This is a genomic window from Candidatus Nitrosoglobus terrae (genome assembly GCF_002356115.1).
Lineage (GTDB): Bacteria > Pseudomonadota > Gammaproteobacteria > Nitrosococcales > Nitrosococcaceae > Nitrosoglobus > Nitrosoglobus terrae.
Genome location: NZ_AP014836.1, coordinates 396,711 through 408,364, shown reverse-complemented (window position 1 = coordinate 408,364; position 11,654 = coordinate 396,711). Strand labels below are relative to the sequence as shown.

Here is an 11,654-nt window from a genome sequence, read left to right as displayed (position 1 = left end):
AGGATCGGCGCACATAAGCCGATAATTGCAATACGTAAACAGTTAACTCCGATCCTTTTATGAAGCCTCAATCTGACGGTATTCCTCTAATACCATTTCAACTTTATACCGAAGGGCTTGAATACGCTCATTTAGCTCATGTTCTTCCTTTTTTCTGCTATACTCCTCCAATAATTCATGAGCGATATTTAGGGCTGTCATTATAGCTACTCGTTCTACACCAATAACTTTACCGCAGCCTTTAACCTCTTCCATTTTTTTATTTACATATCGAGCGGCTGTTAGCAATGACTCTTCATTACCAAGTGGGCAACCTACCCGATATTCTTTACCTAATATATGCAATACCATTGGCGGAGCCTCATTATTCATCAGGCCTGCTCCATAGATTTTAGGCGCATGATCATATCTTCGATCCGGTTTCGTGCAAGCTCGGTTAATCTAATCAGCCTAGTTTGCTCAGAATCGAGTTCCGTAATCTGATTGCGTAAGGCTTGGTTTTCTGCCTTTAGATGATCACAAAGCTTAATTAACTCATTAATACGCTGCTCTAATTGCTCAATTGTCATGTTTTATAGGCTCTTATTCTTACCCAATGTAGCTCGAGAGCAAATCCGAACCACAACGGTAATTTAACTAACTTTAACGCCAAGAATATTTTAGAATTATTATAATTAATTACTTATGATTTATGCTGTAAAATATAACATGGATTAATAATTAAAAATCTATATTAAGCTGTAATTTATATAAAAGAATTATAAATTACTAATCCTGTGCGTAAACTTATCCCTGCACTAAAACACTACCATTATATTCAGCATAACTAATCTTTAATTTTGTGATAAATGTCACAAAATTAAAAACAGCATACTCCTAACTTAAGAATAAAATTTGCTAACAGTAAAGTTCTCAGATCAGTAATAAAATATTTCATTATCAATAGATAATCACCATAAATCAGCTTTAAAATATAGTTATTTATTATTATGGAATCTAAAGAATTTCAGCTCCGCCGTAAATATTTAATGGAAACGATGGGAGAAGATAGCATTGCTATATTACCTACAGCAAGCACTTATTATCGCAACCGCGATGTTGCATTCCCATTTCGTGCCGATAGTAATTTCTATTATTTAACAGGCTTTCCTGAACATGAAGCAGTCGCTGTATTCATCCCTAGCCGTGATCATGGAGAATACCTTTTATTTTGCCGAGAAGAAGATCCAGAAAAAGAGAGATGGGAAGGCCAACGCGCTGGAATTAAAGGAGCTTGTGAAAATTATGGGGCAGATGATGCTTTTCCTATTACGGATATTGATAGCATTCTTCCCGGTCTTTTAGAGGGAAAAGATCGTATTTACTACGCTATCGGTTATTATTTAGAGTTTGATCGGCGGCTGGTAAATTGGATTAACCAGATCCGACGAGCCTCCCGCGCAGGTAAGCGCGCCCCAGGGGAGCTTGTAGCCCTTGATCACTTACTCCATGAAATGCGCCTGATTAAAAGCGCACAAGAAATTAAAGCTATGCGTGAGGCGGCACGGATTTCAGCCGAAGCTCACATCCGAGCAATGCAATTCTGTCGTCCTGACATAATGGAGTACCAAATAGAAGCAGAAATCTCTCATCATTTCTGTAATCAAGGTGCTCGATCCCACGCCTACCCTCCTATTATAGGAGGGGGTAGTAATGCTTGTATTCTTCACTATACTGATAACAATACTCGCCTAAAAAAAAATGAACTACTACTTATTGATGCAGGTGCTGAGTACGATTATTATGCTGGGGATATTACCCGTACGTTTCCAGTAAATGGTTGCTTCTCCCCAGCGCAAAAAGCTATTTATGAGCTTGTCCTAGAAGCACAGGTGGCTGCAATCAATAAAGTAAAACTAGGAAACCATTGGAATGATCCCCATGAGGCCGCAGTACACATATTAACAGAAGGCTTAGTATCTCTTGGTTTGCTTAAAGGGCAGGTAAATACCTTAATTAAAAAAGGGTATTATCGTCAGTTTTTTATGCACCGTACCGGACATTGGTTAGGTATGGATGTCCATGATGTGGGAGATTACAAGATCAATGACGAATGGCGAGTTTTTGAGGCTGGCATGGTGCTAACGATAGAACCAGGATTATATATCCCCGCCAGCCCCGATATCGCTAAAAAATGGTGGAACATTGGAGTTAGAATTGAAGATGATATCTTAGTAACTAAAAATGGCTATGAAATTTTAAGTGCAGCAGCTCCCAAGACCGTAGATGAAATTCAAAGCTTAATGGCTTCTTCATAAACGCAAATACCTAAACAGCAATAATGTCTTCTTCTCTTGATTATGATCTCCTCATTGCTGGCGGCGGCCTTGTTGGCGGCAGTCTTGCTTTAGCTTTAGCGCCTCGATCCTTACGTATTGGCATTATAGAGGCCACCCCTCCTACGGGTACCAGCGAACCACCAAATGCAGATACTGACTCTCGCGCAATTGCACTGGCTTTTAGCTCTCGTCGTATCCTTGAAAGTATAGGTTGCTGGTCCACCATCGCGCCTAAAGCAATACCTATTCATCATATTCACATTTCTAATCGTGGCCATTTTGGAGTAACACGCTTAGATACCACTCAAGCTTCTCTACCTGCATTAGGTTATGTGGTAAGAATGGAGGTACTTACTCAGGCGATCTATCAACAGCTTAAAAAATTTGCCCAAATTGAATTTATTCGCCCAGCTAAAATTATTAATATTATTAATAATGCTGAAAAAATACAGGTACAAATCACCTCTCAAACCCATATCCAAACGCTTTCTACTCAATTGTTAGTAGTGGCCGAGGGGGGGCATTCCCTAACACGACAGTTATTACAGATCCCCGTTTATCAAAAAGACTATGGTCAAACAGTTATTACTACTAATGTAGCTACAGAACGGTCTCATCAATATACGGCTTTTGAACGATTTACTGATACTGGACCATTGGCATTACTACCTTTAAACGAGGGATACTCCAATGTAGTTTGGACCGTAAAAAATGCCCAAGCGCCTTATCTTACCGCAGTAAATGATAAAATTTTTCTCTCTCTATTACAGCAGCGTTTTGGAAGACGCTTAGGCCGGCTCATTCGCACCAGTAAACGCTATGCTTATCCACTTCAGCTACTTTGGGCGCAGCAGCAGATTACGCACCGAGCTGTACTAATAGGCAACGCTGCCCATAACCTCCATCCCGTTGCTGGCCAAGGGTTTAATTTAGGATTACGAGATGTTGCTGCTTTAGCTGAAATGATTGCTGATGCCCATAAAGTTGGCCAAGATTATGGAAGCCTCGATGCCCTATCAACTTATACAAAATGGCGTTATCGAGATCAATGCTTAGTGACAAAATTTACAGATTCTTTAATCTATCTCTTTTCAAATGATTATCCAGTACTTAGTCAAAGTCGAGGATTAGGCTTAACTGCTTTAGATTTAATTCCTCCACTTAAGCAATTGCTTATTCGTCAAGCCACTGGACTTCTAGGACAACAACCCCGCCTAACTCGAGGACTGGCATTGTGACTCTAAGCCCCTCTTCTTATGACATCATTATTGTTGGCGCTGGCATGGTGGGTTCCTGTTTAGCACTAACGCTAAGTCAGTCATCCAAATTTCAAATTGCGCTCGTAGAAGCAAACTTACCTGTACCAAATGCAAACGATATATCTGAAAATGCTTATGATCTACGAGTCAGTGCTATTACTCGTGCTTCTGAAAATATTTTTAAAAATATAGGTATTTGGCAGGATATAGAAGCAAAACGAGTCAGCATCTTTCGAAAAATGCACGTATGGGATACAGCGAGAATTGGGGAAATTCACTTTGATAGCGCTACCATCGGAGAATCTCACCTAGGGCATATCATTGAAAACAAAATTATTCAAAGCGTTCTCCTTGAAGCCTGTAAAAAACAGAATAATATTGATCTCTATTTACCGGGGCACCTCAATGGAATTATTCAAAAAGATCAGAATATAAGCATACGATTAGAGGAAGGTTCTTGCTTAAATAGTAGTTTATTAGTAGGTGCTGATGGAGCACAGTCTAAAGTTAGAGAATTAGTTGGTATTAGTAATTATTGCCAAGATTATCAACAAAAAGGTTTGGTTGCTACCATTCACACTGAAAAATCCCACGAAGAAACCGCTTGGCAACGTTTTCTCCTTGAGGGTGTGCTTGCTTTTTTACCGCTACAAGATCCCCATCAATGCTCTATTGTCTGGAGTACACGCTCAGAAGAGGCTGAGCGGTTATGCGCATTAGATAACCCTGCATTTTCCACCGCCCTGAGTACTGCCTTTGAGTACCGCCTAGGGGCTACCCAAGTGATGAGTCCTAGAGCTGCTTTTCCCCTCAGTACACACCACGTAAAAACCTATGTTCAGCCTCGTCTAGCATTAGTTGGAGATGCGGCTCATATCATTCACCCCCTTGCGGGTCAAGGGGTAAATTTAGGGTTACTGGATGCCGCCGTTTTAGCAGAAGTATTAACCACCGCTAAAAAGATTAAAGATCCTGGGGATTTTCTTACTTTACGACGTTTTGAGCGCTGGAGGAAGGGAGATAACTTTACTACTCAGCTTGCTATTGATGCTCTTAAGCGTCTTTTTAGCAGCACCTTACTACCCATCCAAGTGATTCGTAACCTCGGCCTTACCGCAACGGATAAAATTACGCCTATTAAACATCTAATCATGCGCCAAGCTTCAGGATTAACAGGGGATTTGCCTTCCCTTGCTCGGGGGGGATTCAATATTGAAGAAAAATAAAAACTACCACTCTACTGAAACATGCTAAGCCTCTGGCAAAGCAGTGGAATTATCTTCTCTCTAATGTTATAGTGATTGATTACTTTTCTAGCAGGATCATCTACACTAAGGGTACAAAATTCTTCTTCCGATAGTACCCCAAAGCGCACCCAATTACGCAAATTCTCTAAGGAGAAATCTACTTGGGCTATTTTAAGCCCTTCCCATAAATCCTTAAATGTAATGTTTTGCTTTTGAAGCCTTTCAAATAAATTTGAATTTTTCACCCTAACCGCTGAAATAAAGACTATAAGCGCAGGGGAATCTAATAGAGATTTATCCTGTTTAGCATTAGAAATACCATAAATAATAGCTAAATTAGTAAATACTTTTTCAATCTGCCTTAGAGAAAATTCAAAATGCCTAACTAACGGGATCAAATAAGAAACAATACCCTCATGAGTATTATTATAATTTGGAATCTCATGTAACTTTATTAATCGCTGAATGTAGCTACCATGATCGTAGTTGGAGTAAAATTTCGGCGGAAGAGTGGCTTCAACACTAATAAATTTTTGCAGATACGTATAGGCATCAATATCTTTTCCGTATATATGTTTAATAGATCCTTCTAGCTGATTTCTATGCATCGCAAGCACAAAGATAATATGTTCAATTGAAAAGAAATGCTTTATCTTTTCGATAATTTCAATAGCAAATGAGAGCCTACACCTATCTAGTTCATCAATAATGATAACCAGCTTAGCGCTTGTATTATTTTCTAATTTACTGGGTAGCTCGGATAAAGATTTTTTAAAAGCCTCTATTAATTCAACTTTCTTGGTGTGGGTTTCTAACCGTTCTTTAACATACCCTCCAACTGCTTCAGAAGTATCTTGTACAATATTTTTTTGCGCCAACAAACGCTCCATGCCCTCATTATCAATCAGGTTAAAGGTGAACGCTTTAGTAACAGTTTTAGCTGCCCACGGAATTAAATGTTTTCCTGTTTCTATTGCGATTTTTTTAAATTTTTTAATTTTATTTTTTCCAGCATGCCGATCCGCATATGAGCTAATCGCACTGACAATCAAAATAAATGCATCATCTGTATGATCATTCTGGAATGCATCAATATAGATACTGTGAATATTCTGTTCTTTTAGTAATCCTTGCCACATCTTAACAAAAGTTGTTTTTCCCTCACCCCACTGGCTGTTGAGGGAAATAACAAGTGCTTCTGTAGAATTAATAACCAAATTGGTTAGGGATTCACCCAGCTGCTTTCTTTGAAGTAAATCATTTTTAAAACCATGGGATTCCTGAATATCTAAGGGCGGGGTAGTAATTCTCATAGAAGCAAAATATCTTTAGCGATTAATGCAAAACGAATATACTTGGGAAAGCTACGATTGATGTTTAGCCCAAACTACTAAACAGCCCAAACCCATTACTTCAATGCCAATGTAAATGGAATGAACCGAGCCATGGTAGAGCAAGGCAACCCCTACAGCAATTACAATAAAATAACTAAACCCGGGATGGTTCAATTTCTGAAGGATTAAAAACCATAACAGGCTCACAACAATAATCGCTAAAATTACTGTTGAGAAAATCATTTTATTACCCTATAAAAAGCTATAGCAACGCTGGATTAATGGTAATAATATGAGAAATCTTTTTAGAAATAAGATAGACAATTAAACAATTAGGAAACAAGAGGCTAACTTGCCTCTCGTCACCCAAATCTAGCTGGCAATAAATAATTTACTAGGAGTTTTTATTATGGTTTTTAGCTTAAGAACGAGTTAATTAACCCGTGGATCTAGCTTGCCACTCGCATAACGCTTAGTCATTTCTTCAAGAGAAACAGGCTTGATCTTTGAAGCATGGCCTGCTGATCCAAAAGCTTCATACCTAGCTTGGCAAATATCCTTCATTGCCTTTGTTGTTACTTTAAGGTATTTACGAGGATCAAAATTTTTCGGATTCTCAGCTAAGTTTTTACGAATAGCACCCGTTACGGCAAGGCGTAGATCGGTATCTATATTCACTTTACGCACGCCGTGCCGAATCCCTTCTTGAATTTCCTTTACTGGCACGCCGTAAGTCTCACCAATATCACCACCAAATTCATGGATAATTTTCAGCCACTCTTGAGGTACCGAGCTAGAGCCATGCATCACTAAGTGGGTATCAGGAATACGGGCGTGAATTTCCTTCACTCGCTTAATAGATAAGGTATCCCCAGTAGGAGGGCGAGTAAATTTATAAGCTCCGTGACTAGTACCAATCGCTATAGCTAATGCGTCTACTTTGGTTTTTTTAACAAAATCTGCTGCTTCCTCAGGATCGGTAAGCAGCTGGCTATGATCAAGTTTACCTTCTGCCCCAGAACCATCTTCTTCACCCGCCATTCCTGTTTCTAAGGAACCTAAACAGCCTAATTCTCCTTCTACAGAAACACCACCGCTATGAGCCATTTGGACAACTTGTTTAGTGACATCCACATTATATTCATAGCTAGATGGGGTTTTCATATCTGGCATTAAAGAACCATCCATCATCACCGAGGTAAAATCAGACTGGATAGATCTCAAGCAAACTGCAGGCTCTGCCCCATGATCTTGATGCATGCAGATTGGAATATAAGGATATTGTTCTACCGCTGCCTCAATTAAGTGGCGCAGAAATGGCTCACCAGCATATGAACGAGCCCCAGCAGACGCCTGCATGATTACTGGGCTATCAACAGCTTCAGCAGCCTGCATGATAGCGTGAACTTGTTCCATATTATTGACATTAAATGCAGGAATACCAAAACTATGTTCTGCAGCATAATCAAGCAATTGACGCAACGTTATTAAAGCCATTTTTTTATCCTCATACAATTAAGTTATTAGCCATACATTTTTTAGATAATAGCTTTTCGATTATAGCTCAGAGGGTTCAGCCATATCGCCAACGCGAACAACCTTTAATGCATTAGTACCCCCTGGCACACCTGTAAAATCACCCTGAGTAATAATCACCCAATCTCCACCATGAATAGCCCCTCGGCGTTGTAACTCACTGACTGCCTCACGATTAATAAGGGCATGATCAGAAGAATTCACATTAAAGCTTACCGGGCAAACACCACGATATAGGGTTACTTTTCTACGCGTCTCTACATGTTGAGTCAACGCATAAATGGGTATAGCGGAACTTATTCTAGACATCCATAGCGGCGTGGTTCCGGACTCGGTGAGTGCTATGATCGCTTTAATATTAAAATGATTAGCTAAATACATAGCAGACATCGCAATACCTTCATCCACCCGGCTAAATCGAGTACTAATACGATGGGTAGAAACAGTCACTTGGTACTGCTTTTCAGCTTCACGGCAAATGCGATCCATCGCTGCAACTGCTTTGCCTGGAAAATCACCTGATGCCGTTTCAGCAGATAGCATGACTGCATCAGTACCGTCAAAAACCGCATTAGCCACATCAAAAACTTCAGCCCGAGTTGGAATGGGGTTTTTTATCATGGTTTCCATCATCTGAGTTGCCGTGATTACCACTCGGTTTAACTTTCGGGCTAAATTGATAATCTCTTTTTGTACTGGCGGTAATGCAGCATCTCCAATCTCCACCCCAAGATCTCCTCGGGCTACCATCACTGCCTCGGAAACAGCAATCATCTCCTCAAGCATCTCCAACGCTTCCGCACGTTCTATCTTTGCTACAATCCCACCCTTACCTCCGGCTACCCGAAATAGCTCTCGAGCCTCATTAAGATCAGCAGCACTACGGGGAAAGGATACCGCTAAATAATCAGCCTGAATTTCAGCCGCATATTGAATATCCTCACGGTCTTTCATTGTTAGCGCTTTAGCAGATAAACCACCACCTTGTCGATTGATACCTTTGTTATTTAATAAAATACCGCCAATCACCACCTGACAGTCGATTCGTGATCCTACGACTTCCTCTACTTGTAAAACTATACGACCATCATCTAAAAGTAAGGTATCACCCCGAACAACATCATCGGCTAGAGCTTTATAGTCAACACCTACTTGGGTTTCATCACCTTCATCTTCCGCTAAACTAGTATCTAAAGTAAAATAAGCTTTATCTTCTAAATTTGCTTTACCCTTCTTAAATTTAGCGATGCGAATCTTCGGCCCTTGTAAATCAGCTAACACCCCAATCTGCCGTCCATAGGCTTGTGCGCGTCTTCTTATAGTTTCTGCCCTCTCACGATGTAATTCATGATGGCCATGAGAAAAATTTAAGCGCACTACATCTACTCCAGCTTCAATAATCTGATCTAAAACTTTAGGATCATCAGTAGCTGGACCCAAAGTTGCGACGATTTTAGTCCGCCTTAGCATGATTTTTCCAAAGCCTGCTCCTGTACTATTTGCAGCCAAATAATAGCTAGAAACCTATATTAAAGTGTTACTCAGATTAGCGAGCAGCCCGTTCTTCGAGAATGGCAACTGTTGGTAGCTTTTTCCCTTCTAAAAACTCTAAAAAGGCACCCCCACCAGTAGAAATATAAGATACTCGATCACCCACACCATACTTTGCTACAGCTGCTAGCGTATCACCGCCACCCGCAATAGAAAAAGCAGAGCTTTCAGCAACCGATAGCGCTAAAGACTTAGTTCCCCCACCAAATTGATCAAACTCAAACACGCCAACAGGGCCATTCCAGACAATAGTCCCAGCCTTCTTTAGTATTTCCGCAAAGTGCTTTGAAGTCTCCGGGCCAATATCAAAAATCATATCATCATCTGTAACCTCAGCGACAGGCTTAAGGGTGGCTTTTTCATCCTCTGAAAATTTCTTACCACAAACCACATCAATAGGTATTGGGATATCCCCGCCTCGATCTTGAGCTGCAGCTTTTAGCTTTGCAGCAGTTTTGACTAGATCTGGTTCATATAGGGATTTTCCTACATTGTAGCCTGCAGCGGCGATAAAAGTATTTGCAATACCGCCCCCTACAATGAGCTGATCTACTATTTTCGATAAGGACTCTAATACTGTTAACTTAGTAGAAACTTTAGAGCCCCCTACAATAGCAATCATAGGTCCAGCAGGATTATTTAATGCCTTACCTAAGGCTTCTAATTCCCCTGACAATAAAGGTCCTGCGCAAGCAATGGGTGCGTACTTAGCAACTCCATGAGTAGAAGCCTGTGCTCGATGAGCACTACCAAAAGCGTCCATCACATAGATATCGCAGAGGTTTGCCATCTTTTTTGCTAAAACCTCATCGTTCTTCTTCTCTCCTCGGTTAAACCGAACATTTTCACAAAGAACTATTTGATCGTCATCAAGCGCTATACCCTCCAGCCAATCTCGTACTAAACGAACTTCTTTACCCAATAAAAAAGATAAACGAGTAGCAACTGGAGCTAAGGAAAAATCAGGATTAAATTCTCCTTCCACAGGCCGCCCTAAATGGGACATTAACATTATCTTACTACCTGCCTGTATTGCCTGCCGAATTGTAGGTAGTGAAGCCATGATACGAGTATCATCAGCAACCTCACCATTTTTTAGAGGTACATTAAAGTCTTCACGGATTAAAACTCGCTTCCTAGCGAGATCCAGATCGCTCATTTTTAAAACTGACATGGAGCCTACTCTCCTTAAATAGGGCATTTATCTAAAGGGAAGGATAACCTTCCTCAAATTAGATTAATTTATTGGATATTTCTCAGGCTTAAACCAATAAATAATACTACTCAATTTAATGATTTAAAGCCGAATTTTAACCTCTTCACTAAACACTAATTTATTTAGCGCCCATTAAGGCAATCGTAGTATCCAGCATACGATTCGAGAAACCCCATTCATTGTCATACCATGCTAGCACTTTGACTAAACTACCTTGCATTACCTTAGTCAAAGTGGCTTCATAAACCGAGGAAGAAGGGTCATGATTAAAATCAATAGACACAAGCGGCTTATCATTATATGTCAATACTCCTTTTAGGCTTCCTTCTGCAGCCTTTCGCATCATTTCATCAATTTGATTTTTACTCGTATTACGAGAAGCCACAAAAGTAAGATCAACTAACGAAACATTAATCGTTGGCACACGTACCGCAAAACCATCTAACTTCCCATCAAGGGCTGGCAAGACAAAACCAACTGCTGCTGCCGCACCAGTTTTAGTAGGAATCATAGAATGGGTAGCTGATCGCGCCCGGCGGAGATCTTGATGATACACATCAGTAAGCACTTGATCGTTTGTATAGGAGTGAATAGTTGTCATTAAACCATGCTCAACGCCTATATTATCCTGCAGTACTTTCACTAAAGGTGCTAAACAGTTAGTGGTACAAGATGCATTAGAAATGACTGTATCAGAGGATTTTAAATCATGATGATTAACTCCATAAACAATGGTAGCATCTACATCTCCACCTCCTGGAGCTGAAATAATCACCTTCTTTGCTCCTGCTTGGATATGAGCAGAGGCCTTTTTCTTGCTGGTGAATAACCCTGTACACTCATGTACTACATCCACTCCTAGTGATCCCCAAGGCAATTTAGTAGGATCTCTTTCAGCTAGGACGTGAATTTTATCCCCATCGACAATTAGGTAGTCGCCATCAACAGAAATTTTACCAGGAAACTTGCCATGTACAGTATCGTACTGAGTTAAATAAGCATTAGTATTGGCATCTCCTAGATCATTAATAGCTACGATCTGAATCTCATTAGTACGATTGTGCTCGTACACAGCACGCAAAACATTGCGGCCAATGCGACCGTAACCGTTGATTGCGACCTTAATTGTCATAGTTTTCTCCGTTTTTGCAAAATTATTTAAATGCCGAATAAAATAGCTTAACGTTTCCTAT

Annotated in this window: 11 protein-coding genes; 3 read left to right on the top strand and 8 right to left on the bottom strand. The window is 40.2% G+C overall.

What is annotated here, in order from left to right; genetic code table 11:
* Positions 1-57: 57 nt before the first annotated feature.
* Both TAO_RS02005 and TAO_RS02000 read right to left on the bottom strand, forming a co-directional pair.
* On the bottom strand, positions 58-372 hold the full coding sequence (locus TAO_RS02005; RefSeq protein ID WP_096526384.1) for a cell division protein ZapA: 315 nt from the start codon (positions 370-372) through the stop codon (positions 58-60).
* Positions 372-569, bottom strand: coding sequence for a TIGR02449 family protein (locus TAO_RS02000; RefSeq protein ID WP_096526383.1), 198 nt, complete (start codon positions 567-569; stop codon positions 372-374). Before TAO_RS02000 ends, TAO_RS02005 begins: the two co-directional genes overlap by 1 nt.
* Before the next feature lie 420 nt (positions 570-989).
* Between TAO_RS02000 and pepP the strand changes: the two genes are divergently transcribed.
* The 3 genes from pepP to TAO_RS01985 are packed head-to-tail and all read left to right on the top strand — an operon-like array spanning position 990 to position 4,803.
* Positions 990-2,297 (top strand): Xaa-Pro aminopeptidase, encoded by a 1,308-nt coding sequence (pepP, locus tag TAO_RS01995; RefSeq protein ID WP_096526382.1) that lies wholly within the window; start codon positions 990-992, stop codon positions 2,295-2,297.
* A gap of 23 nt (positions 2,298-2,320) precedes the next feature.
* On the top strand, positions 2,321-3,556 hold the full coding sequence (ubiH, locus tag TAO_RS01990) for a 2-octaprenyl-6-methoxyphenyl hydroxylase (RefSeq protein ID WP_096526381.1): 1,236 nt from the start codon (positions 2,321-2,323) through the stop codon (positions 3,554-3,556).
* Positions 3,553-4,803: a UbiH/UbiF/VisC/COQ6 family ubiquinone biosynthesis hydroxylase gene (locus TAO_RS01985; RefSeq protein ID WP_231910544.1), complete on the top strand. Its 1,251-nt coding sequence runs from the start codon at positions 3,553-3,555 to the stop codon at positions 4,801-4,803. Before ubiH ends, TAO_RS01985 begins: the two co-directional genes overlap by 4 nt.
* Positions 4,804-4,814: 11 nt before the next feature.
* Here the strand turns inward: TAO_RS01985 and TAO_RS01980 are convergent, their stop codons facing one another.
* The 6 genes from TAO_RS01980 to gap form a co-directional block, all read right to left on the bottom strand.
* On the bottom strand, positions 4,815-6,137 hold the full coding sequence (locus tag TAO_RS01980) for a KAP family P-loop NTPase fold protein (protein ID WP_096526380.1): 1,323 nt from the start codon (positions 6,135-6,137) through the stop codon (positions 4,815-4,817).
* Between the two features lie 51 nt (positions 6,138-6,188).
* Positions 6,189-6,401: a hypothetical protein gene (locus TAO_RS01975; RefSeq protein ID WP_096526379.1), complete on the bottom strand. Its 213-nt coding sequence runs from the start codon at positions 6,399-6,401 to the stop codon at positions 6,189-6,191.
* A 189-nt stretch (positions 6,402-6,590) separates the two neighbouring features.
* A complete protein-coding gene (fba, locus tag TAO_RS01970) occupies positions 6,591-7,655 on the bottom strand; it encodes a class II fructose-bisphosphate aldolase (protein ID WP_096526378.1) in 1,065 nt (354 codons plus the stop codon).
* Between the two features lie 60 nt (positions 7,656-7,715).
* A complete protein-coding gene (pyk, locus tag TAO_RS01965; RefSeq protein WP_096527711.1) occupies positions 7,716-9,164 on the bottom strand; it encodes a pyruvate kinase in 1,449 nt (482 codons plus the stop codon).
* A gap of 76 nt (positions 9,165-9,240) precedes the next feature.
* Positions 9,241-10,419: a phosphoglycerate kinase gene (locus TAO_RS01960; RefSeq protein WP_096526377.1), complete on the bottom strand. Its 1,179-nt coding sequence runs from the start codon at positions 10,417-10,419 to the stop codon at positions 9,241-9,243.
* Positions 10,420-10,579: 160 nt separating this feature from the next.
* The gene (gap, locus tag TAO_RS01955; protein WP_096526376.1) at positions 10,580-11,593 is read right to left on the bottom strand and encodes a type I glyceraldehyde-3-phosphate dehydrogenase; all 1,014 of its coding nucleotides are present in this window, start codon (positions 11,591-11,593) and stop codon (positions 10,580-10,582) included.
* Positions 11,594-11,654 lie beyond the last annotated feature (61 nt).

Bases quoted from the DNA above. Each gene is read 5' to 3' on its own strand.
- TAO_RS02005 (WP_096526384.1), bottom strand. From the start codon at position 372: ATGAATAATGAGGCTCCGCCAATGGTATTGCATATATTAGGTAAAGAA.
- TAO_RS02000 (WP_096526383.1), bottom strand. From the start codon at position 569: ATGACAATTGAGCAATTAGAGCAGCGTATTAATGAGTTAATTAAGCTT.
- pepP (WP_096526382.1), top strand. From the start codon at position 990: ATGGAATCTAAAGAATTTCAGCTCCGCCGTAAATATTTAATGGAAACG.
- ubiH (WP_096526381.1), top strand. From the start codon at position 2,321: ATGTCTTCTTCTCTTGATTATGATCTCCTCATTGCTGGCGGCGGCCTT.
- TAO_RS01980 (WP_096526380.1), bottom strand. From the start codon at position 6,137: ATGAGAATTACTACCCCGCCCTTAGATATTCAGGAATCCCATGGTTTT.
- TAO_RS01975 (WP_096526379.1), bottom strand. From the start codon at position 6,401: ATGATTTTCTCAACAGTAATTTTAGCGATTATTGTTGTGAGCCTGTTA.
- fba (WP_096526378.1), bottom strand. From the start codon at position 7,655: ATGGCTTTAATAACGTTGCGTCAATTGCTTGATTATGCTGCAGAACAT.
- pyk (WP_096527711.1), bottom strand. From the start codon at position 9,164: ATGCTAAGGCGGACTAAAATCGTCGCAACTTTGGGTCCAGCTACTGAT.
- TAO_RS01960 (WP_096526377.1), bottom strand. From the start codon at position 10,419: ATGTCAGTTTTAAAAATGAGCGATCTGGATCTCGCTAGGAAGCGAGTT.
- gap (WP_096526376.1), bottom strand. From the start codon at position 11,593: ATGACAATTAAGGTCGCAATCAACGGTTACGGTCGCATTGGCCGCAAT.